The 20836-nt window shown below is 63.3% G+C and carries 20 protein-coding genes; 12 read left to right on the top strand and 8 right to left on the bottom strand.

Annotated elements, in window-relative coordinates; all coding sequences use genetic code 11:
- Positions 1–136 precede the first annotated feature (136 nt).
- A complete protein-coding gene (locus CGZ66_RS19405; RefSeq protein WP_095086893.1) occupies positions 137–382 on the bottom strand; it encodes a hypothetical protein in 246 nt (81 codons plus the stop codon).
- A 191-nt stretch (positions 383–573) separates the two neighbouring features.
- Here CGZ66_RS19405 and CGZ66_RS19400 point away from each other — a divergent pair, with 191 nt between their 5' ends.
- Genes CGZ66_RS19400 through CGZ66_RS19390 form a run of 3 tightly spaced genes read left to right on the top strand, consistent with a single transcriptional unit; the run spans position 574 to position 6189 of the window.
- Positions 574–4197, top strand: coding sequence for a hydantoinase B/oxoprolinase family protein (locus CGZ66_RS19400; RefSeq protein ID WP_095086890.1), 3624 nt, complete (start codon positions 574–576; stop codon positions 4195–4197).
- Between the two features lie 31 nt (positions 4198–4228).
- The gene (locus CGZ66_RS19395) at positions 4229–5527 is read left to right on the top strand and encodes a BtaA family protein (RefSeq protein WP_095086887.1); all 1299 of its coding nucleotides are present in this window, start codon (positions 4229–4231) and stop codon (positions 5525–5527) included.
- Positions 5524–6189, top strand: a complete 666-nt coding sequence (locus CGZ66_RS19390; RefSeq protein WP_095086884.1) for a class I SAM-dependent methyltransferase — start codon at positions 5524–5526, stop codon at positions 6187–6189. Before CGZ66_RS19395 ends, CGZ66_RS19390 begins: the two co-directional genes overlap by 4 nt.
- 3 nt (positions 6190–6192) lie before the next feature.
- Here the strand turns inward: CGZ66_RS19390 and CGZ66_RS19385 are convergent, their stop codons facing one another.
- Positions 6193–7572 (bottom strand): serine hydrolase domain-containing protein, encoded by a 1380-nt coding sequence (locus CGZ66_RS19385; RefSeq protein WP_095087941.1) that lies wholly within the window; start codon positions 7570–7572, stop codon positions 6193–6195.
- 283 nt (positions 7573–7855) lie between these two features.
- On the opposite strand from CGZ66_RS19385, the gene CGZ66_RS19380 reads away from it, so the two are divergent.
- Together CGZ66_RS19380 and CGZ66_RS19375 are read left to right on the top strand one after the other, a co-directional pair.
- Positions 7856–8659, top strand: coding sequence for a glycoside hydrolase family 25 protein (locus CGZ66_RS19380; RefSeq protein ID WP_095086881.1), 804 nt, complete (start codon positions 7856–7858; stop codon positions 8657–8659).
- A 244-nt stretch (positions 8660–8903) separates the two neighbouring features.
- Positions 8904–10082, top strand: coding sequence for a lytic murein transglycosylase (locus tag CGZ66_RS19375; protein WP_095086878.1), 1179 nt, complete (start codon positions 8904–8906; stop codon positions 10080–10082).
- Positions 10083–10135: 53 nt separating this feature from the next.
- Here the strand turns inward: CGZ66_RS19375 and CGZ66_RS19370 are convergent, their stop codons facing one another.
- The gene (locus tag CGZ66_RS19370; RefSeq protein ID WP_095086875.1) at positions 10136–11356 is read right to left on the bottom strand and encodes an alanine racemase; all 1221 of its coding nucleotides are present in this window, start codon (positions 11354–11356) and stop codon (positions 10136–10138) included.
- A gap of 208 nt (positions 11357–11564) precedes the next feature.
- Here CGZ66_RS19370 and CGZ66_RS19365 point away from each other — a divergent pair, with 208 nt between their 5' ends.
- A complete protein-coding gene (locus CGZ66_RS19365) occupies positions 11565–12482 on the top strand; it encodes a DMT family transporter (protein WP_095086872.1) in 918 nt (305 codons plus the stop codon).
- 411 nt (positions 12483–12893) lie between these two features.
- Here the strand turns inward: CGZ66_RS19365 and metF are convergent, their stop codons facing one another.
- Together metF and CGZ66_RS19355 are read right to left on the bottom strand one after the other, a co-directional pair.
- Complete coding sequence (gene metF / locus CGZ66_RS19360; protein ID WP_095086870.1) at positions 12894–13811, bottom strand: methylenetetrahydrofolate reductase [NAD(P)H]; 918 nt, start codon at positions 13809–13811, stop codon at positions 12894–12896.
- Positions 13811–14818 (bottom strand): ArsR/SmtB family transcription factor, encoded by a 1008-nt coding sequence (locus tag CGZ66_RS19355; protein WP_095086868.1) that lies wholly within the window; start codon positions 14816–14818, stop codon positions 13811–13813. Before CGZ66_RS19355 ends, metF begins: the two co-directional genes overlap by 1 nt.
- 178 nt (positions 14819–14996) lie before the next feature.
- Here CGZ66_RS19355 and tsaA point away from each other — a divergent pair, with 178 nt between their 5' ends.
- Both tsaA and CGZ66_RS19345 read left to right on the top strand, forming a co-directional pair.
- The gene (gene tsaA / locus CGZ66_RS19350; protein WP_095086865.1) at positions 14997–15536 is read left to right on the top strand and encodes a tRNA (N6-threonylcarbamoyladenosine(37)-N6)-methyltransferase TrmO; all 540 of its coding nucleotides are present in this window, start codon (positions 14997–14999) and stop codon (positions 15534–15536) included.
- Complete coding sequence (locus tag CGZ66_RS19345; protein WP_095086864.1) at positions 15533–15850, top strand: DUF2293 domain-containing protein; 318 nt, start codon at positions 15533–15535, stop codon at positions 15848–15850. The genes tsaA and CGZ66_RS19345 overlap by 4 nt, the downstream gene beginning before the upstream one ends.
- Before the next feature lie 12 nt (positions 15851–15862).
- Here the strand turns inward: CGZ66_RS19345 and CGZ66_RS19340 are convergent, their stop codons facing one another.
- A complete protein-coding gene (locus CGZ66_RS19340) occupies positions 15863–16366 on the bottom strand; it encodes a hypothetical protein (protein ID WP_095086861.1) in 504 nt (167 codons plus the stop codon).
- A gap of 156 nt (positions 16367–16522) precedes the next feature.
- Here CGZ66_RS19340 and CGZ66_RS19335 point away from each other — a divergent pair, with 156 nt between their 5' ends.
- Positions 16523–17485, top strand: coding sequence for a D-amino acid aminotransferase (locus CGZ66_RS19335; protein WP_095086858.1), 963 nt, complete (start codon positions 16523–16525; stop codon positions 17483–17485).
- Between the two features lie 132 nt (positions 17486–17617).
- The gene (locus CGZ66_RS19330; protein ID WP_095086855.1) at positions 17618–18457 is read left to right on the top strand and encodes an SDR family oxidoreductase; all 840 of its coding nucleotides are present in this window, start codon (positions 17618–17620) and stop codon (positions 18455–18457) included.
- 78 nt (positions 18458–18535) lie between these two features.
- Here the strand turns inward: CGZ66_RS19330 and CGZ66_RS19325 are convergent, their stop codons facing one another.
- Complete coding sequence (locus CGZ66_RS19325; protein ID WP_095087939.1) at positions 18536–19153, bottom strand: MOSC domain-containing protein; 618 nt, start codon at positions 19151–19153, stop codon at positions 18536–18538.
- A complete protein-coding gene (locus CGZ66_RS19320) occupies positions 19128–19931 on the bottom strand; it encodes a TetR/AcrR family transcriptional regulator (protein WP_245331145.1) in 804 nt (267 codons plus the stop codon). The genes CGZ66_RS19325 and CGZ66_RS19320 overlap by 26 nt, the downstream gene beginning before the upstream one ends.
- Between CGZ66_RS19320 and CGZ66_RS19315 the strand changes: the two genes are divergently transcribed.
- Both CGZ66_RS19315 and CGZ66_RS19310 read left to right on the top strand, forming a co-directional pair.
- Entirely contained in the window at positions 19925–20347 is a 423-nt protein-coding gene (locus CGZ66_RS19315; RefSeq protein WP_095086850.1) for a tautomerase family protein, read from the top strand. The two genes, CGZ66_RS19320 and CGZ66_RS19315, sit on opposite strands and share 7 nt — an antisense overlap.
- Before the next feature lie 29 nt (positions 20348–20376).
- On the top strand, positions 20377–20775 hold the full coding sequence (locus CGZ66_RS19310) for a VOC family protein (RefSeq protein WP_095086847.1): 399 nt from the start codon (positions 20377–20379) through the stop codon (positions 20773–20775).
- Positions 20776–20836 lie beyond the last annotated feature (61 nt).

The following is a 20836-nucleotide window of genomic DNA, read 5'->3' as shown; positions in this document are numbered from 1 at the left end:
GGACAGTGCCGCAGCCTTGGCGCAACCGGTCGCTGTGGCGCCGAAGGGGGATGTAGCCACGGGGCGCGGACAATATGAGAAAGGCCGGCGCACAAGCCGGCCTTCCTCAATCATCACACGAGTACTGCTTTGTTGACTACTGCGCGGGCGCAGGAGCTGGTGTTGCCGGAGCCGGCTCGGCAGGCTTCTCGGGTGTGATGCTCTTCGTGGTCGAGTTATCGGTCGCCGGCGGCGTGGCTTCCGGCGTCGCCGGCTTCATCGGCTGCTCGGCAGCTGGCGGATTGGTGCTCTGGGTGGTGGTGTTGTCCGTGCCGCTGTCGCTGCAGGCAGCAACGCCGAGCAACGCCAAAGCGGAAACGGACGCAAGAATGAGCTTTTTCATAACATCTCTCCTTCACTACACGTTCACGTTGCGGTGAACGGTCGAAGGGGAAATGCATCAGATGGCCATGAGTTTCGTAACGTTGCGTTTCCGTATGTAATATCATCTGGCCCGTTTGCGATTGCCCGTCAGACAACGGCGAACTAACAGGATGTGTTGAACAAATCGAACTGAAACTGCCGGGAGCTGCCATGACCGCGACGTGGGATTTCTGGATCGATCGCGGCGGCACCTTCACCGACGTCATCGGCCGCGACCCGCAAGGCGGGCTGCATCCGCGCAAGCTTCTCTCCGAAAATCCCGAAGCCTATGCCGATGCCGCTATCCAGGGCATTCGCGACCTTCTCGGCCTGTCCTCCGGCGGCGCAATCCCGCCGGGCCTGATCGGCGACATCAAGATGGGCACCACCGTCGCCACCAACGCCCTTCTGGAGCGCAAGGGCGACCGGGTGCTTCTGCTCATCACCAAGGGGTTTCGCGACGCGCTGAAGATCGCCTATCAGGCGCGGCCGGACATCTTCGCCAAGGAGATCATCCTTCCCGAACAGCTCTATGAGCGCGTCATCGAGATCGATGAGCGCGTGCGCGCCGATGGCAGCATCGAACGGCTGCTCGACATCGCCGCTTGCCGGCCGGCGATCGAGCAGGCGAAAGCCGATGGCATTGACGCCGTGGCCATCGTCTTCATGCATGCCTGGAAATACCCCGACCACGAGAAGGCGGTGGCAAAGGTCTGCCGAAAGCTCGGCTTCGGCCAGGTTTCCGTCAGCCATGAGGTGTCGCCGCTGATCAAGCTGGTCGGCCGGGGCGACACCGCCGTGGTCGACGCCTATCTGTCGCCGATCCTGTCGAGATATGTGCAGAAGGTGGCTGGGGAATTGGGCGCGGCGCCCGGCCAATCTCCTCACCTCATGTTCATGATGTCCTCTGGCGGCCTGACCGCCGCCGACATGTTCCAGGGCAAGGACGCGTTGCTATCCGGGCCAGCGGGCGGCGTTGTCGGCATGGTCGAGACGGCGAAGCTTGCCGGCTTCGGCAAGGTCATCGGTTTCGACATGGGCGGCACCTCCACCGATGTCGCCCACTATGACGGCGAGTATGAGCGTGCCTTCGACACCGAGGTCGCCGGCGTGCGGATCCGCGCGCCGATGATGCGCATCCACACCGTCGCCGCCGGCGGCGGCTCGGTCCTCCACTACGAGGCCGGCCGTTTCCGCGCCGGACCCGATTCCGCCGGCGCCAATCCCGGCCCGGCCGCCTATCGCCGCGGCGGGCCTCTGGCCGTCACCGATGCCAATGTCATGCTGGGAAAGCTGCAGCCCGATTTCTTTCCGAAGATCTTTGGTCCCGCCCAGGACCAGCCGCTCGACGTCGAAACGGTGCGCGAAAAATTCACCGCACTGGCCGCCGAAATCGGCGACGGCCGCACGCCCGAGGCTGTCGCCGAAGGGTTCGTCACCATCGCCGTGGAAAACATGGCCAATGCCATCAAGAAGATTTCCGTCCAGCGCGGCTACGACGTCACCGAATATCTGCTCAATTGCTTCGGCGGCGCCGGCGGCCAGCATGCTTGCCTGGTTGCCGACGCGCTCGGCATGGAAGCAGTGCTGATCCATCCCTTTTCCGGCCTGCTGTCGGCCTATGGCATTGGCCTGTCCTCGGTTTTTGCCTCGCGCCAGCAGGCGCTGCTGAAGCCGCTGGCGGAAGAGTCCAGAACCGAGATCGGCAACCTGATTGCCGCCTTGAGAAAAGCCGTCTTCGCCGAATTCGCAGTGCAGGGCATCGCCGAAGACATGGTTGCCGCTAAGCCGGTGCTTCACATTCGATATGACGGCACCGACACGACACTGCCGGTGAATTTCGAGGAAGACTCGATCTTCAAGGCCAAGCGCGATTTCGAAATTGCCCACAAGGCGCAGTTCGGTTTCGTCTATGACAACAAGCCGATGATCGTCGAGACCGTCGGCGTCGAGGGGACCGATACCGGTGGCACGGGACGCGACGAAAGCGATTCCGCACTCGAAGACATCGCCGCAAGTCCTTTGGAAGTACGAAAAATCTTCTCCGACGGCATCTGGCGCGACGCCGGCATCATTCGCCGCGAAGGGCTCAAGCCCGGGCATAGAATTGCCGGCCCTGCGCTGATCATCGAGCCGAACCAGACCATCGTCGTCGAGCCGGGCTGGCAGGCCGAGATCACCGCCAAGAACCATGTGCTGTTACGCCGCGTCGAGGAGAAGCAGCGGCAGGCAGCGCTCGGCACCGAGGCCGATCCGGTGATGCTGGAAGTCTTCAACAATCTGTTCATGTCGATCGCCGAGCAGATGGGCGTGACGCTGCAGAACACCGCCTATTCCGTCAACATCAAGGAGCGGCTGGATTTCTCCTGCGCCGTCTTCGACCACAACGGCGCGCTGGTCGCCAATGCGCCGCACATGCCGGTGCATCTGGGCTCCATGGATCGTTCGGTCGAAACCATCATCCGGCTGAATTCCGGCGACATCCACCCCGGCGACGTCTTTGCCCTCAACGCCCCCTACAATGGCGGCACCCATCTGCCCGATATCACCGTGGTGACGCCGGTTTTCGACGACGCTCAGCAGAAAATCCTGTTTTGGGCCGCCTCGCGTGGCCACCACGCCGACATCGGCGGCACGGCGCCCGGCTCGATGACCCCCCTCGCTACCACGGTCGACGAGGAAGGCGTGCTGTTCGACAATTTCCGCATTGTCGATCGCGGCCGCTTCCGCGAGAAGGAACTGGAAACGCTGCTTACCGACCACCGCTGGCCGGCCCGAAATCCGCATCAGAACATCGCCGACCTCAAGGCGCAAATCGCCGCCAACGAGAAAGGCGTCGCGGAACTGCGCAAGATGGTCGCGCATTTCGGCCTCGATGTCGTCGAAGCCTATATGAGCCATGTCCAGGACAATGCCGCCGAGAGCGTGCGTCGTGTGCTGGAGCGGCTGCCGGACGCTTCCGACTATGAATATCCGACCGATACCGGCCAGCTCATCAAGGTGAAGATCACGGTGGATCGGCAACGGCGCGAGGCGACTGTCGACTTCACCGGCACGTCGCCGGTCATGAAGAACAATTTCAATGCGCCCGAGCCGGTTGCCCGCGCGGCGGTCCTTTATGCCTTCCGCGTCATGGTCGAAGACATGATCCCGATGAATGCCGGTTGTTTGCGGCCAATCAACATCATCATTCCCGACGGCTGCATGCTCAAACCCGCCTACCCTGCCGCCGTCGTGGCCGGCAATGTCGAGACCTCGCAGCACGTCACCAATGCGCTGTTCGGCGCCATGGGCGCCATGGCCAACGCGCAAGGCACCATGAACAACCTGACCTTCGGCAACAAGCAGTACCAATATTACGAGACGATTTGTTCCGGCTCGCCCGCCGGCCAAATGAACTCCGGCCGCGGCTTTGCCGGCACTTCCGGCGTCCACACCCACATGACCAATTCGCGCCTCACCGACCCGGAAGTGCTGGAACTGCGCTTTCCCGTGCTGCTCGAGGATTTCCACATTCGGGAAGGTTCCGGCGGCAAGGGCAGATGGAGCGCCGGCGACGGCACCAAGCGCACCATCCGTTTCCTCGAGAAGATGGAATGCGCGATCCTGTCCTCGCATCGCAACCGCCCGCCGCAAGGCTTGGACGGTGGCGGCGACGGCGAAGTCGGCTCGACCAAGGTCCGTCGGAAGGACGGTGCGATCGACCTGTTGAAAGCCTGCGACCAGACCGTGCTTCAGGCCGGCGACGCCGTCATCCTGACGACGCCGACGCCGGGCGGGTTTGGCAAGGCCTGAAGCTACGTTAACAGGCTGTCACTGGCCTGTCATGACCCTGCGCTACCCGCTTGCGCCAAAGCAAATGGGGAATCACCTTGCCATGACGGACGTTTCCGCAGATCTGGTTTTTCGCCGCGGCAAGGAAGTTGGAAAGGCCGTCTACCAGAACCGCCCGCTGTCGAAAGCCGGCATCTCAGAGCGGCTGTTCGCCTTCCTGTTTTCCGGCCTCGTCTACCCGCAGATCTGGGAGGACCCCGATGTCGACATGGAGGCGATGCAGCTTGGCCAGGGCCATCGCGTCGTCACCATCGCCTCGGGCGGCTGCAACATCCTTGCCTACCTGACCCGTTCGCCGGCACAAATTGACGCCGTCGACCTCAATGCAGCGCATATCGCGTTGAACCGCATGAAGCTGGAGGCCGTGCGCCACCTGCCTGCGCAGGGCGATCTGTTCCGCTTCTTCGGCGCCGCCGACACCAGCCACAATTCGCAAGCCTACGACCGTTTCATCGCGCCGCATCTCGACCCGGTCAGCCGTCACTACTGGGAGCGCCGCAACTGGCGCGGCCGCCGGCGCATCGCCGTCTTCGACCGCAATTTCTACCAGACCGGCCTGCTCGGCCTGTTCATCGCCATGGGCCACCGCACGGCAAAGTTCTTCGGCGTCGATCCTGCCGGCATCATGCAGGCCCGCAATCTCGGCGAGCAGCGCCGCTTCTTCAACGAGGAACTGGCGCCGGTCTTCGACAAGCCGCTGCTGAAATGGGCGACATCCCGCAAGGCCTCGCTGTTCGGTCTCGGCATTCCGCCAGCGCAGTATGATTCGCTGATCACTTCGGGCGACGGCACCATGGCCAGCGTGCTCAAGGGCCGGCTGGAAAAGCTCGCTTGCGATTTTCCGCTGGAGAACAACTACTTCGCCTGGCAGGCCTTCGCCCGCCGCTATCCGAATCCCGGCGAGGCCGCCCTGCCCGCCTATCTCGAAAAGCAGAATTACGAAGCCATCCGCGGCAATGTCGACCGCGTCGCCATCCACCATGCCAATCTGATCGAGTTCCTTGCCGGCAAGGATGCAGGCGCGGTCGACCGCTTCATCCTGCTCGATGCTCAGGACTGGATGACCGACGACCAGCTCAATGCGCTATGGTCCGAAATCACCCGCACCGCGTCGGCCGGCGCCCGCGTCATCTTCCGTACCGCCGCCGAGCCCAGCCTGTTGCCCGGCCGGGTTTCCAGCTCGCTGCTCGACCAGTGGAATTATCAGGACGAGGCGTCGCGCGAATTCTCGGCCCGTGACCGTTCGGCCATCTATGGCGGCTTCCATCTCTATGAGAAGCACGCAGCATGAGCACCACCGAGCTGCCGGCCAGCCATGCCGAACTGATGGACGGCGTCTATCGCTGGCAGCGCCACATCTACGACCTGACCCGCAAATACTATTTGCTCGGCCGCGACCTGATGATCTCTGGGCTCGACGTACCGGCCGGCGGCACCGTGCTTGAACTCGGCTGCGGCACCGGCCGCAACATCATCCTCGCCGCCCGCCGCTATCCCGACGCCCGCTTCTTCGGCCTCGACATTTCGGCCGAAATGCTGGAGACGGCCGGCACTGCCATTGCCCGCGAAGGCTTGTCGGGCCGCGTCACGCTGGCGAGGGGCGACGCCACCGATTTCGATGCGGGCGCGCTTTATGGTGTCGAACGGTTCGACCGCATCTTCGTCTCCTATTCGCTGTCGATGATCCCTGGCTGGGAAAAGACGGTGTCGGCGGCACTTGCAGCGCTGTCACCGAATGGTTCGCTGCACGTCGTCGATTTCGGCCAGCAAGAAGGCCTGCCGGGCTGGTTCCGGGCATTGCTGCGCGGCTGGCTCAAGAAGTTCCATGTCGCGCCGCGCTCGACCCTGCGCGAGGTTCTGGAATCGAAATCTCGTCGAACCGGCGCAAGCTTCCGTTTCCGCACGCTTTATCGCGGCTATGCGTGGCTGGCCGTGATCGGGCCGCGTCCGTAGAAGCTAATGTAGCGCGGCCACCAGAGCCCCGACCATCGCCTGAGGGCGGTAGCCGAGCTTGGCCGGCGTCAGCCCGAGCCGCACCACCACCAGTTGCTCCGAGGGAATGATGGTCACCGTCTGCCCGTCATGGCCTTCCATCCAGTAGGTGTCCTTGGGCAGGCCCGCCGCCACGCCAGCGCCGGGCTTTTTCTCGTCGCCCGGTGCCTCGATCCACAACTGGCCCTTGCCGTAGACTTTCGAGGCCGGCGCCGGCTCCCGCATCCAGTCGACGAAGCCGGCCGGCAGCACCTGGTTGCCGTTCCACACGCCCCCTTGCAGCAGGAACTGGCCGAAGCGGGCCCAGTCATGCGCAGTCGCATAGAGATAGGACGAGCCGACGAAGGTGCCCTGTTCATCGGTCTCGAGCACCGCGCTGTGCATGCCGAGCGGCTCGAACAGCGCCGTTCGTGGCCACGTCAGCGCCTTGCCCTTGTCGCCGATCGCGTCCTGCCAGAGGCGCGACAGCATCACCGCCGTGCCGCTCGAATAGGTAAACACTTTGCCGACCTCGGCCACCAGCGGCTTGGCTTCGGCGAAGCCTGCCATGTCGGGTTCGAGGTAGAGCATGCGCGTGACGTCGGCAACGTCGCCATAGTCCTCGTTGAACTCCAGTCCGCTCGACATCGCCATCATGTCGGCAAGGCTGATCGCGGCGCGGCCGTCCGCCTTCCATGGCGCGAACAGGCCTTTGTTGTCGACCGCCATCTTGCCGTCCTTGACCAGCGCGCCGACGATCGCGGCGTTCACCGTCTTGGTCATCGACCAGCCGAGCATCGGCGTCTTTGCCGAGAATCCCGCGCCATAGCGCTCGGCGACGACGCGGCCATTCTTGACCACCACCACCGCACGCATGCCGGTGCCGGTCAGCGCCGCATCGTCGAGCAGCTTGGCAATCACCGGGTCCTGTGATGGCTCGACCCGCTCGCCCTCCGGCCACAGCGCGTCCTGGCTGACCGCCGACGGTTCGGCATAGACCGCCGTCCGTCGCGCCTTGCCGACATCGCCATCGGGAACCGAGGCGCAGCCCAGCCCATCACGGGCGACAGCGAGGCTCTTGCCAAGGAAGCCAAGCAGGCCCGCCGAGACCGTTCCCCTGTTCTTGTCCACCGAGACCCGCATCAGCCGCAGCAGCGGGTGCCCAGGCGCCTGCACGTCGACCGCGAGCACCTCATTGGCGTCGCGACCGGCGATGAAGACGTTCGAGCAGACAATCTTGGCCGAATAGCCCGAACCGACACGGATCAATTCCGGCGGTGCGATGTAGAGCCAGGCGAAGAGCGCGGCGATCGCCAGCACGACCAGGCCAAGCAGCCATCTGACGATCTTGGCGACGGTCCGCATTTGTTTCCTCCCAGGCCCCTGCCTGACGCTTATGTCATCGATTTGCCGCCATTGCTTCCGCAAATCGCAGTGCTTGTCGAGCGCCGTCAACCTGATATCAACCATGTTCGGCGATCAATGCATGTCGCCCAAAACTGCGCAGCGGTTTTGGGACAACGACATGCACGAAAGCGAAGATACCGGGCGATGCTGTGGGGCCATCGCTCGTCGGGGGCCAGACCAAGCGCCGGCCATCAGTGCACAGACCCATCAGCGACCGGCTGAATCCGGCTCGGGAGTTGCGATGCGCCGTCTTGCGGGCCTCATCATGCTTACACTGCTTAGCGCCTGCTCGACGGTGGACGATCTCTCGCCGCTGTCGCCGTCTGCGTCCAGCAGCCCGACGACGGTTGCCGTGCGCGCGCCGCGCTTCGCCGATTCCAAGCCGCATGAATGGGACAGCGGCGCGCCGTGGAACTATGCCGTCCACGGCACCGATGTGTCCAAATACCAGACATCGGTCGACTGGCCGGCTGCCAAGGCCAGCGGCATCTCCTTCGCCTTCATCAAGGCGACCGAGGGCGGTGACCGCTTCGATGAATATTTCAACGAACACTGGGCCCGCACGAAAGCCGCCGGCGTTCCGCGCGCGGCCTACCACTTCTACTACTTCTGCACGCCCGCCGCCCAGCAGGCGCGCTGGTTCATCCAGAACGTCCCGGTCGATCGCTCGGCGATGCCGCCGGTCCTCGACATGGAGTGGAACCCGAAGTCGCCAACCTGCAGGTTGCGTCCCGATGCCGCCACGGTGCGCGCGGAGATGACCACCTTCCTCGAAATCGTCGAACGGCACTACGGCAAGAAGCCGATCATCTACACCTCGGTCGACTTCTTCGACGACAACCAGCTATCGACCTTCCGCGGCTATCAATACTGGCTGCGATCCGTCGCCGGCCATCCGCGCGAAAAATACGGCAGTCACCCCTTCACCTTCTGGCAATACACCGGAACCGGCATCGTTCCGGGCATGACCGGCAAGTCCGACATCAACGTCTTCAACGGCAGCGAAGCTGCGTGGAACAAGTGGTTGCGGCAGAACACCCGTTGACCCCGGTTCAACGGCAACGAAGTCGCCTGGAAAAAGGGGGCTGTGGCAGAACACCCGTTGACCTAGGTTTAACCGCAGCGAAGCAGAGCGGAATAAGGGGCTTCGGCAGAACACCGTTGACACCGGGCCTGCCGCTTGCTTTTCGACACAGCCGGCGGCAAAGAGTGCAACCGGCGGTAATCAAGGGCGTTGGGGCTTCCGAGGGGGGCACGACAAATGCCCTCATTCGTACGAAAGGAAGCTGATGCGACTGCATTCCCAAGCCCTCGCGGCGCTCTTCTTGTGCGCCACGGCCTTGCCGGCGATGGCGCAGGAATGTGGCGGCGACTTCGAAGCCTGGAAGCAGGGCGTAGCGGCGGAAGCCAAGGCGGCTGGTGTCGGTGCAGTGGGTCTGGACGCGCTGGAGGATGCCACCATCGACGACAAGGTCCTGGCGCGCGACCGCGCCCAGGGCGTCTTCACCCAGACCTTCACCGAATTTTCCAATCGCATGATCTCGGCCTACCGGCTGAAGCAGGGCGCGGCGAACATGAAGAAATACGCCGATGTCTTCGCCCGTGCCGACCAGCAATTCGGCGTCCAGGCACCGATCATCGCCGCCTTCTGGGCGCTGGAGACCGATTTCGGTGCCGTGCAGGGCGATTTCCACACGCTGAGCGCCCTGGTGACGCTTTCCCATGATTGCCGTCGCCCGCAACTGTTCCGGCCTCAGCTCGTGCCACTTCTGGAATTGATCGATCGCGGCGTCGTGCCGGCCGATGTCAGGGGCGCCTGGGCCGGTGAGATCGGCCAAACCCAGATCCTGCCTTCCGACTATCTGGCGCGCGGCGTCGACGGCGATGGCGACGGCAAGGTCGACCTGCGCGGCAGCGTACCGGATGTGATCATGACCACCGCCAACAAGGTTCTGTCGCGTGGCTGGAAACGTGACGAGCCCTGGATCCAGGAAGTCCGCGTGCCCGACGACATGCCGTGGGACCAGACCGGGCGCACAAACAAGCTGCCGCTGACGCAATGGGCACAATGGGGCGTCACCTACCCCAGCGGCGCGCCGTTGGTCGACAATAGCCTGAAGGCGGGCCTCGCGCTGCCGATGGGCCGTAGAGGGCCAGCCTTCCTCACCTACGACAATTTCGACGTCTATCTTGAATGGAACCAGTCCTTCACCTACGCGCTGACCGCTGCCAACCTCGCCGCCAGGCTGGCGGGCGCGCCACAGTTCGATCCGCGCAATCCCGAGACCGGCCTCAACAACGAGCAACTGAAGGCGCTGCAGACCAGGCTGGAAGCCAGGGGCTACGATGTCGGCACGGTCGACGGCATCCTCGGCACCAACACCCGCGAAGCCATCCGCAAGGAGCAGATCCGCCTCGGCCTGCCGGTGGATGGCTGGCCGACGCCGGAGCTTTTGGCGAGGCTCTAGTGAGTGCAAATAGTAAGTAGTGAATAGAAGGGCCGCTTCTACTCACCACCTCACTAATTCGCCATCGTCTCCAAACTCGCAAAGCCTTGCGGCGCGTCGCCTTCGTCGAACGGCGTCGTTACCTCGACGAAGGTGTCGGGGTAAAAGCCGTTGAAGCGGGTCCTAAGCGACAGCGAATAGGCGCCGATATGGCCGATCTCGATCCAGTCGCCGGTGTCGACCGTTTCAGGCAGCCAGAATGGCCGCGACAGGATGTCGACGGAATCGCAGGTCGCGCCGCAGACCTTGAACGGCACGATGTTCTTTTCCTCCCCATTGCGCGAGCGGATCGCCGGATCGGGGATGAAACGCGCCGGCAGCGTGATCTTGCCGGTCCATGAGTCCGACAGCGATGCCCAGATGCCGTCATTGATGTAGAGCCGCTTGCCCTTGCGCAAGAGCACCCGCACGATCAGCGACAGGCAGCGCGCCACGATCACCCTGCCGGGCTCGGCCACCAGCGGTATCTGGTCGAACTGGTACTCCTTGAGGTCGCCGGAAAGCCGCGACATGATCTGGCCGAGCGACGGCATCTCGATGTGCTTGCGGTTCGGGTCGTGGCCATACTCGGCCGGAAAGCCGCCGCCGACATCGAGCCCGGCAATGTCGAAGGTCAGGCGGTTGCGCACCCAGTCGGCCGAGGCCAGCGCCCGCTCATAGGTATCGGGATCCTCGATCTGGCTGCCGACATGGAAACACAGGCCGACCTTGTAGCCAGTGCGGTTCAGCCGCTCCGCCAGCTCGACCGCATAGGCCGGCCCGGCGCCGAACTTCTTCGACAGTTCGTAGGCGGCAAGCCCCTTGGTCTGCACCCGCACGAACACGGCTATCGCGCCCGGATCGATATCGAGCGCCCGCACCACTCGTGTCAGCTTGGTGATCTCGTCCTCATGGTCGAGCGAAATGACACGGATGGCGTACTTCTCCAGTGCCAGCTTGATATCAGACTGAGCCTTGACCGGGTGCATGTAGAGCATCTCGGCATCGGGTGAGACCGCGCGCACGGCGGCGAACTCGCCTGGCGAGGCAACGTCGAAAGCAGTGACGCCGGCCTCGACCAGCGCCTTGAGTACGATCGGCTCGCCATTGGTCTTGACCGCATAGGCGGTCTTGCCGGGGAACATGCCCATGAACTGCCTGGCATCCGCCATCAGCACCTGCGGGCGGAAGCAATAGACTGGATCGTCCGGGCGAAGCGCCAGTGCCGCCTCGCGGGCATTCTCGAATCGCTGCATGGACGAATCCTCATGTCGGCTGCGCACAATTAATCCAAGCTAGCGGCTAATGAAAACAATTCTGTGTCTCGTGGCACTGACGCAGCTGCGCTAGTTCCAAGTGGCAGTGTTTGCCATCAGTCAGGTTTCGGGTGGCCCTTTTCGCCAGACCCGATATGCGTTCTGGCTGACCGGCTGGCATTCAGGCCGTCTGGGGAGGACGATTGACATGGCAATGGCCGCGACATCAGCGCCACGCGGGCCGATGGTGCTCAAGGAGTGGGGACAGCTCCTGCTGCTCGGTGCGATCTGGGGCGGCTCGTTCTTCTTTGCCCGCATCGCGGTGGCGGAACTTCATCCGCTGGTGCTGGTGCTGTTTCGCGTCGCCATCGCGGCGATCGCGCTGCAGCTCTATCTCGCCATTCGCGGACCGTCCTTCCGCCTCGCGCTTCCCCATGCCGGCCTGTTCTTCCTGCTGGCATTCACCAACAATGTCATCCCCTTCTCGCTGATCTTCGCCGGCCAGACCCAGCTTGGCGCCGGCGTCGCCGCGGTGCTCAACGCAACGACGCCGTTCTGGACGTTGATACTCGCAAACGCGCTGACATCAGACGAAAAGCTCTCCTGGAACAAGCTAGCCGGCATTGCGCTCGGCGTCGCCGGCACGGCGGTGATGATCGGCCCCGGCCTGCTTGCCGGGCTCGGCGGCCCGGTCTGGGCCAAGTTCGCGCTGATCGGCGCTTCGCTGTCCTATGGCGTGGCGCTGATGGTCGCCCGCCGCTTCAAAGGCGTGCCATCGCCGGTCATCGCCACCGGACAATTGACCGCCTCGACCATCATCATGATCCCGATCGTGCTCTTTACTTATGGCCCGGCCGGTCTGTTCTCCGCCTCGCCTCCGGTCTGGGCGGCGGTGCTGGCGCTGGCGCTTTTGTCCACCGCCTTCGCCTACATCCTCTATTTCAACCTCGTCGCCTCGGCCGGCGCCACCAATGCCTCGCTGGTCACGCTCATCGTGCCGGCAAGCGCCATGCTGCTCGGCTTCCTGTTCCTCGGCGAACGGCTCGAACTGTTCGAAATCGGCGGCGTGGTGCTGATCGCACTTGGCCTCGTCACCATCGACGGGCGGCTGTTCGGAAGGCGTTAGAGCGCCGCGGTAGCGCTGCCATGACACGATAGTGACACATCGCTGCCACATTTTGTTCACAGGTCTGAAGCGGGTTTTTGCCGAAGAGTTTCAATGCCTAACGGCAAAAGGCGGGTCGCAAATCTGGCAATCACGTCGCAATGCAGCACATTTTTCGCTTGCCTGTGGCACAAATGAACCTAGACTCTCGGACATAGCTCTTTAAGAGGAGGCTATGTCATGGGACTTACGAGGCCTATCAACGCATTGATGATCTGTGCTGCGTTCGCCTTCATCGGAGCCCTCATTATGGGCTTTCTTCCCTGACCCGCCAAGACGGGGAAGACCAGCACCACATAGTCAAAACCATCGAAAAAGGCCGGGTTTTTACCCGGCCTTTTTGCATTTCGGAAGCTCAGAACAGGAAACGCTCTAAGCCGCAGCCGAACCCGTCGCCTCGGCTTCGTGTGAGCGGATGCCGATCATGTGGCAGATGGCAAATACCAGATCGGCTCGGTTCATCGTGTAGAAATGGAAATCCCCGACCCCGCGCTCGACCAGGTCCATGACCTGTTCGGCCGCCACCGCCGACGCCACCAGCGCGTGCGTCTGCGGGTCCCTGTCAAGGCCCTCGAACCGCTCCGCCAGCCAGCCGGGCACATGCGCGCCCGCCCTGGCGGAAAAGTTTGCGACCTGCTTGAAACTGTGAACCGGCTGGATGCCCGGCACGATGGGGATGTAGATGCCGGCGCGGCGGACGCGCTCGACATAGCGCTCGTAGAGATCATTGTCGAAGAAGAACTGGGTGATGGCGCGCGTCGCACCATTGTCGACCTTGCGTTTCAGCATCTCGATGTCGGTGGCGAAATCGGGGCTTTGCGGATGCTTTTCCGGATAGGCCGCGACCGAGATGTCGAAATCCGCGATCTTCTTGAGTCCGGCGACCAGTTCCGCACCATTCTCGTAGCCACCGGGATGCGGGCGATAGGGTTCGCCGACACCTGAGGCCGGATCGCCGCGCAGCGCCACGAACCGGTTGATGCCGATCGACTTATAGTCCTGGATGACCGCGTCGACCTCGTCGCGCGTTGCACCGACGCAGGTCAGATGCGCCGCGGCCGGAATACCGGTTTCCGTCAGGATGCGCTTTACCGTGCGGGCGGTACGCTCACGCGTCGAACCACCGGCGCCATAGGTAACCGAGACGAATTTCGGCTTCAGCGGCTCCAGCCGGGTGACCGTGTCCCACAGCCTCGCCTCCATCTCGTCGGTCTTTGGCGGGAAGAACTCGAAGGAAACCCTGACCTTGTCGCCAATGTCGGGGCGGCGGGAAAAGCGGAACTGGTTCATCAGGCAATTTCCCTTATCTGCCTTGTGTCGTTGGAAGGGTCGGCGATCAGCAGGCGACGGTCGCGCCCAAGCCAGAGTTTTACAGTGAGCCTGGCTTCGTTGCCGCCGCGTGGCTCGAACTCCTGGCTGTCCTCGAGATCGAGGCCGGCTTCCGCAAACCAGTCGGCGATCTGCCGGTCGGAAAAGCCGAGCCGCATATGCGCGTGTTCGTCGCGCAGGAATTCCAGCGTGTGCGGCGCGAAGTCGACGATGACCAGCCGTCCGGCGGGCCGCAAAAGCCGCGCCGCCTCGTGGATGGCGCGCGCGGGATCGTCGAGATAGTGCAGCACCTGGTGGATGGTTACGAGATCGAAGGCGTCGCGCTCGACCGGCGGCGCGAAGATGTCACCCTGCCGCACCTGAGCATTCGAAACACCTGCCTTATCGAGATTGGCACGCGCAACAGTCAGCATCTCGCGCGACATGTCGATGCCGACACCGCGCCGGTACAGGGGCGAGAAGATTTCGAGCAGGCGCCCGGTGCCGGTGCCGAGGTCGAGCATGGACTGGAACGGCCGCTTGCCGACCAGCTTCAGCATCGCGGCTTCGACGGCGCGGTCCGGCACATGTAGCGAGCGGATATGGTCCCAGCTTGCCGCATTCACCGAAAAATACTCGGCTGCCCGGTCCTGCCGCTTGCGTTTGACCGAGCCTAGCCGCTCGAGATCGCGCTCGACCTGCGGGTCGGCGCCGCGAATGCTGGAAACCAGCCCCATGACGAAGCCGCGCGCGGAATCCGCATCAGACAGGCGAAAGAAGGCCCACGACCCTTCCTGGTAGCGGCCGATTAGCCCGGCCTCCAGCAGCAGCTTGAGGTGCCGCGAAACGCGCGGCTGCGATTGACCGAGAATTTCGGTAAGATCGGAAACGGTGAGGTCGCCGCGCGACAACAGTGCCAATATGCGCAGGCGGCTGGATTCGGCCGCCGCCTTCAATGTGTCCACCATGGTGTCGAGCGAGACATGCATCAGAGTATTCTCTTTGAAAAAGATATAAACATATGTTTATGTCGATTTTCGCATCCTTGCAAGCGCTATGTCGCTTCCGGACAAGAAAATGCCGCTTGCGTGATCCCTTGGTGCATGTCGCCCAAAAGTGTGTAGCGGTTTTGGGGCAACGACATGCACGTCCAAAGATGAGGGCGCAATGACCGGACCACGTGAGATGTTCGAGGCGCGCGACGGCGAGCAGAAGCTGGAAAACGATCCGGCACTGATGCCGGCCGACGGCGGCATCGTCTTCATCGGCCGCATCACCTCGCCATGGACGACACGGGAGACCTGCCCTAAGAACATGCGCGCCGCGCGCGAGACCGGGCAGCCGGCCGTGGTGACCATCGACGCGCCCTATCGCAGCGGCCTGCAGGGGCTGGAGCGCGCCAGCCACATCATCATCCTGTCCTGGCTCCACCATGCGCCGCGGACTCTGATTGTGCAGAAACCTCGCCATGCGGCTGAAGCAAAAGGCGTATTCGGCCTGCGCTCCCCTGCCCGGCCGAACCCGGTCGGCCTGCATGTGGCCAGGCTGGTCGGGCTCGACATCAGCACGGGCCGCCTCGATCTCGACGCCATCGACGTGCTCGACGGCACGCCGGTCATCGACATAAAACCCTACTTCGCCTCGACCGATGCCTTCGTCGAGGCGACAATCGAAGGGCGCGACGAGCCCAATCGGATTCGGCGATGAAAGCAGCGCCGACGGGACGCCGCCGCGCCATCGCCAAGGCGCTGACAGCACTGCTGCCGCTGGCGCCCTATGCCGACATGGAGAAGATCCGTGCGGATGCCGGTTCGGTTCACATGAAGACGTTGCCGCCGACCATCGCCGTGTGGCTGGCGACCATTGCCCACATCCGCCACGTGCACACCGACTACGAAAAATTGATGGGCGAAGGCTATGACCGTGACTCGGCGCGTTTCTTCGTCATCGAGCAGACCAACATGATGCTCACCCGCTGGCGCGCCACGCGCCTGCTTGACGCCGACGACGAGGAGGAATGAGGCAGAGGCCTGTTATTGCCGCGTCAGCACGGCGACCGCATTGTAAGGCTGGCCCTCCGCCTGGCCTGTCCATGTCCAGGACAGATTTCCCTTGAAAAACCTGACGGTGATGTTGCCGCCGTCGATGCACTTGTCCTGACCGTAAGTGATGCTCTCATGGTATTGCGCTGATGTCTCGTCCCTGGACGTCTGGGACAGGGATCCGCCGCAGCCAAGTGACGGATAGTCGATCGATGCACCGCCATCATTGATCGTCATGGCGATCGACCAGTCCGCGCCGGTGGCCCCGGCCGGGCTCTGGTGGCCGCTGCCGACCCAAATGCCGCTCAACGTCGGCGCATTCGTCGCGCAAGGCACGTTCTGGAAGATCGGCGTCAATTCGCTGCCGGTTTTCTCGCAGCGATAGATCTGACCGCTCTGGCACAGTTCCTCGCCCTCGCGCGCGCATTGGGCACTGGCTCGGCCCGTGGCGGCGAAAATCATCATGGCTGCGATGACGGTCCCGAACCTGCGCATGTCCCCTCCCGGTCAGAGCCCGCAACATAGGGCAATTCCAGTCCAATGTATCGGCCGGATAGCCATCGAGGACGAACGGCGCCTGTCGGCTGGCTCTATGCCTTCCGCGTGGCGCCGATAGCCTGCTGATCCCGCCTTGCGCGAGAGGACGCCCAGATGAGCCAGACGATGGCAAGACAGGATGCAAAGCCACTGCCAACGGTCAGCGACCGCCACGTAGACCCGCATTCCTATCCCGACGGCATCGCCTTCCTCGACGGCCAGTACCTGCCGATGTCGCAAGCCAAGGTCTCGGTGCTGGACTGGGGTTTTCTGCATTCCGACGCTACCTACGATACTGTGCATGTCTGGAACGGCCGCTTCTTCCGCCTCGACCTGCATCTCGACCGTTTCTTCAGCGGGCTGGAAAAGCTGCGCATGACGATCCCCTTCGACCGTGAAGGCGTGACCGAGATCCTGCACAATTGCGTGGCGTTGTCGGGACATCGCAGCGCCTATGTCGAAATGCTGTGCACGCGCGGCGCCTCGCCGACCTTCAGCCGCGACCCGCGCCAGGCGGTCAACCGCTTCATGGCGTTCGCGGTGCCGTTCGGCTCGGTCGCCAATGCCGAGCAGTTGCAGCGCGGCCTCCGTGTCGCCATCAGCGACAAGGTGCGCATCCCGCCGGCCTCGATCGACCCCGCGATCAAGAACTACCACTGGCTCGATCTGGTGCGCGGCCTCTACGACGCCTATGACCGCGGTGCCGAGACCGCGCTGATTCTCGATTTCAACGGCAATGTCGCGGAAGGCCCGGGCTTCAACGTCTTCTGCGTCAAGGACGGCAAACTGTCGACGCCGGCCATTGGCGTGCTGCCCGGCATCACCCGTCGCACCGTCTTCGATCTCTGCGCCGAACAAGGTCTCGCCGCCGTTGCCACCGATGTCAGTGTCGCCGCTTTGCGCGAAGCTGACGAGGTCTTCATCACCTCGACCGCCGGCGGCATCATGCCGGTGACGGAGATCGACGGCGACCGGATCGCGGGCGGCAAGGTCGGGCCGATCACCAACCGCCTGATGGCGCTCTATTGGCAAAAGCACGACGACCCGGCATGGTCGAGCCCGGTGCAATACCCCTGATCAACAAGGCGGTCTGTTCAAAAAGATTTCCTTCGCCTCTGGAAAAGCGCCGGATTGTCCGTATATGCCCAAAAGCGGAGAAGCCTCCGCTTTCACCCGAAATCACGCCCGCAGGGGCAAGGACTCCACATCATGACAAACAAGGTTTGGTTCATCACCGGATCGTCGAAGGGCTTTGGCCGCGTCTGGGCCGAGGCCGCACTCGCCCGTGGCGATCGCGTCGCGGCGACCGCCCGCGATGCCGGCACGCTCGCCGATCTCGTCGAGAAGTACGGCGACAATATTGCCGCGATAAAGCTTGACGTCACCGACAAGAAAGCCGTCGACGCCGCGATAGCCGAGGCGCACAAGCGCTTTGGCCGGCTCGATATCGTCATCAACAATGCCGGCTATGGCCATTTCGGCGCCATCGAGGAAGTCAGCGAACAGGAAGCCCGCGACCAGATCGAAACCAATGTGTTCGGCGCCCTGTGGGTCACCCAGGCCGCGCTGCCGATCATGCGGGCGCAGCGCTCCGGCCACATCATCCAGATCTCGTCGATCGGCGGCGTCAATGCCTTTGCCTCGCTCGGCCTTTATCATGCCTCGAAATGGGCGCTCGAGGCCTTCAGCCAGTCGCTCGGCATCGAGGTCGCGGAATTCGGCATCCATGTGACGCTGGTCGAACCGGGCGGATTCTCAACCGACTGGGCCGGTCCGTCGGCCAAGGTCTCCAAGCCGATCGAGGCCTATGCGCCCGCCCGCGCCAAGATGGCCGAGCGCCGCGCCAATTCGGTCGCCGGCGATCCCGAGGCCACCGGACCGGCGATGCTGGCCATTGTCGATGCCGCCGAACCGCCACTGCGCGTGTTCTTCGGCGATGGCGGCCTGCCGATGATCAAGCAGGAATACGCCAACCGCATCGCCACCTGGGAAAAATGGGACGACGTTTCCATCATGGCGCAGGGGGCGAAGAAGAACCGCAAAGCCTGAGGCCAGTTCGGAGATACCGCTACGCCGCCTCGGCGGCGTAGCCCCTACCCAATGCGGCATTCCAATGCAGGCGAGAGTCTAGCTCAGATAGATCCACTGCTCGGGCACCCGCACCGATATCTCTTCGCCGGCCTTGATCGTTCCCGGCTTCTCGACCCAGGCGACGAGGCCGCGCAGCCGCTTCGCCGATTTCGGGAACAGCAGCGCGCCGGCCTCGATGTCGGCCATCCCGGCATGTTCGGCGATCGATCGGCCGGCGATGCGGCAAGGTCCGTTCTGCGCGTCGACCTTGATGGTCACGCCGTCCTTGAAGAACAGCAGCGTGCCGGCCGGCAGCATCGACAGATGCGGCACACCGACGATCAAAAGATTGGCGCCGATCCACTCCGGCTTGATCTCGGCCAGGCCCATCCGTTCGGCAACGATGGCCAGTTCGTCCGCCGCTACGACGGACAATTGCCGCTCGTTGCGCATTTCGGTGCCGCGCGGATACCAGGGCTCGCGCCCGCCGGAGCGCCGTGTCGCGCCGGCGTGGAAATCACCTGATATGCCATCGAAGCCCAGCCGCAACGCGTCGACCGGGCGCGTCTCGAAATGATCCGATGGCGCCATGTAAAGCGCTGCCACCTTGGCGACCAGCTTACGCGCCGGGACGATTTCGACCGGCTTTTCAGCCTCGGGGAAGAGATCCAGCATCGGCTTCATTCCTTGGATGATGCGCCTGTTTTTGCCCTTCGATTGCGAACGCCGCAAGAGCGGTTTGGGCCAAAGTGCGCAACTCTTCGACCGAAGCGCCGTCGCGCGCCTGGATCGACATGCCGTTCATGACGCCGGCCAGGAATTTGGCGAAGCCCTCGACGGCGAGGCCTTCCGGCAGGTCACCGATTGCCCGGCCCTGGGCCAGCCGCTCGGCGATCCCCGCTTCACTTGCCTTGCGATAGGCCTTGAGTTCATCGGCAATAGCTTGCGCCTGCGGCGAGGCGGCGAGCGCACCACTGACGAACAGGCAGCCACCCGGCTTGCCGGGCCTGGAATAGGCCTCCGCCGCGCCGAGCAGCAACCGCCGGATCGCCTCCCCCGTCGGCACCGGCGCGCTGAGCGCCTCCAACGCAAAGCCGATCTCGGTCTGGTGGTAGCGCGTCAGCGCCTTGCGGAACAAAGTCTCCTTGTCGGTGAAGGCGTTGTAGATCTGCGGCGGCGTCAGCCCCATCGCCTCGCGCAGCATGGCCAGCGACGTCGCCTCATAGCCATGCTCCCAAAACAGATGCATCGCCGCATCTAGCGCCCGGTCGAGGTCGAACGCGCGTGGCCGGCCACCTCGAGGCTTTTCCAAATCATCCATAGTGATCGATACGAAACCTGTTGACTCACGTTCTTCGTATAACGTAACAATTGATACGAAACATGGCAAGCCGGGAAGACATGTCTGCCGGCTTGCCATGGAAACCAGCGAAAAAGGAGAGCCAAATGCCAATCACCGTGACCGCGCCCGAAGGCGTACTGACCCCGGCGGGAGAGCGCGAGATCCTGCCGCGCCTCAGCGCTGCCCTCATCGAAGCCTCCGGCGCTACCGGCAATGCGTTCTTCACCGCGATTGTCGGAGGCACAGTCAATATCCTGCCCCTGCATCGCATTTATGCCGGTGGCGCCAATCGACCGGTGGTCATGGTCGAACTGAAGCTGCCGAACATCGGCCTTGGTTCGATCGAAGCCCGAAATGCGTTTATCAATGCGGCCGCCGGGATTGTCGCCGAGCTCTGCGTGCCCGGCCACCGGCCTGAAAACACCTGGATCAACATCGTCAATGCGCCCGACGGCGGCTGGGGTATCGGCAGCCGGCAATACTCAGGCGAAGCACTTGTCGCTGCCGCAACGGCCGCCGCGCAGTGATTTCGGCCGCGACGAACAGGAGCGAACCGATGCGGCTCTCCCCTTCGCTGTTCTTCACCACCAATTGCGACCCGGCACTGGCCTTCTACGAACAGTGCGGTCTTGGCCGCGCGACGATCCTGCTGCGCTGGGGCAACAACACCATGCCGGTGCGGACCGAAGCTATGCGCGGAAAGGTGTTGCATGCGCGATTCGAAGGTCCGGGCGTGCTGTTTCATGCCTCGGACAATGACGATGCCGAGCCGATGAAAGGCTCCGCCCTTTGCCTGGAATTCGACAGCCTGTCGGCGATGCGGGAGCTTTTCGCCCGCATGGCCGCGGGCGGCCGGATCACCGTCCCCCTGGCGCGGCAATATTGGGGAACCAGCTTCGGCATGCTGGTCGACGCCTTTGGCGTGCAATGGATGTTCAGCTGTCCCAATGAATGAGGTCCGGCGCGGATCACGATCTTCTTACCTGAATTGGAACCAGCCCACGCAACGCCGCATT

The organism is Mesorhizobium sophorae (assembly GCF_002270415.1).
In the GTDB taxonomy this organism is placed as follows: domain Bacteria; phylum Pseudomonadota; class Alphaproteobacteria; order Rhizobiales; family Rhizobiaceae; genus Mesorhizobium; species Mesorhizobium sophorae.
The sequence above is the reverse complement of the archived record's forward strand: the minus strand, read 5'-3'. Positions and strand labels throughout refer to the sequence as shown.

What these genes read in the sequence shown, in the direction of transcription:
- CGZ66_RS19405 (WP_095086893.1), bottom strand. Translation starts at nt 382, where the DNA reads ATGAAAAAGCTCATTCTTGCGTCCGTTTCCGCTTTGGCGTTGCTCGGC.
- CGZ66_RS19400 (WP_095086890.1), top strand. Translation starts at nt 574, where the DNA reads ATGACCGCGACGTGGGATTTCTGGATCGATCGCGGCGGCACCTTCACC.
- CGZ66_RS19395 (WP_095086887.1), top strand. Translation starts at nt 4,229, where the DNA reads ATGACCCTGCGCTACCCGCTTGCGCCAAAGCAAATGGGGAATCACCTT.
- CGZ66_RS19390 (WP_095086884.1), top strand. Translation starts at nt 5,524, where the DNA reads ATGAGCACCACCGAGCTGCCGGCCAGCCATGCCGAACTGATGGACGGC.
- CGZ66_RS19385 (WP_095087941.1), bottom strand. Translation starts at nt 7,572, where the DNA reads ATGCGGACCGTCGCCAAGATCGTCAGATGGCTGCTTGGCCTGGTCGTG.
- CGZ66_RS19380 (WP_095086881.1), top strand. Translation starts at nt 7,856, where the DNA reads ATGCGCCGTCTTGCGGGCCTCATCATGCTTACACTGCTTAGCGCCTGC.
- CGZ66_RS19375 (WP_095086878.1), top strand. Translation starts at nt 8,904, where the DNA reads ATGCGACTGCATTCCCAAGCCCTCGCGGCGCTCTTCTTGTGCGCCACG.
- CGZ66_RS19370 (WP_095086875.1), bottom strand. Translation starts at nt 11,356, where the DNA reads ATGCAGCGATTCGAGAATGCCCGCGAGGCGGCACTGGCGCTTCGCCCG.
- CGZ66_RS19365 (WP_095086872.1), top strand. Translation starts at nt 11,565, where the DNA reads ATGGCAATGGCCGCGACATCAGCGCCACGCGGGCCGATGGTGCTCAAG.
- metF (WP_095086870.1), bottom strand. Translation starts at nt 13,811, where the DNA reads ATGAACCAGTTCCGCTTTTCCCGCCGCCCCGACATTGGCGACAAGGTC.
- CGZ66_RS19355 (WP_095086868.1), bottom strand. Translation starts at nt 14,818, where the DNA reads ATGCATGTCTCGCTCGACACCATGGTGGACACATTGAAGGCGGCGGCC.
- tsaA (WP_095086865.1), top strand. Translation starts at nt 14,997, where the DNA reads ATGACCGGACCACGTGAGATGTTCGAGGCGCGCGACGGCGAGCAGAAG.
- CGZ66_RS19345 (WP_095086864.1), top strand. Translation starts at nt 15,533, where the DNA reads ATGAAAGCAGCGCCGACGGGACGCCGCCGCGCCATCGCCAAGGCGCTG.
- CGZ66_RS19340 (WP_095086861.1), bottom strand. Translation starts at nt 16,366, where the DNA reads ATGCGCAGGTTCGGGACCGTCATCGCAGCCATGATGATTTTCGCCGCC.
- CGZ66_RS19335 (WP_095086858.1), top strand. Translation starts at nt 16,523, where the DNA reads ATGAGCCAGACGATGGCAAGACAGGATGCAAAGCCACTGCCAACGGTC.
- CGZ66_RS19330 (WP_095086855.1), top strand. Translation starts at nt 17,618, where the DNA reads ATGACAAACAAGGTTTGGTTCATCACCGGATCGTCGAAGGGCTTTGGC.
- CGZ66_RS19325 (WP_095087939.1), bottom strand. Translation starts at nt 19,153, where the DNA reads ATGCTGGATCTCTTCCCCGAGGCTGAAAAGCCGGTCGAAATCGTCCCG.
- CGZ66_RS19315 (WP_095086850.1), top strand. Translation starts at nt 19,925, where the DNA reads ATGCCAATCACCGTGACCGCGCCCGAAGGCGTACTGACCCCGGCGGGA.
- CGZ66_RS19310 (WP_095086847.1), top strand. Translation starts at nt 20,377, where the DNA reads ATGCGGCTCTCCCCTTCGCTGTTCTTCACCACCAATTGCGACCCGGCA.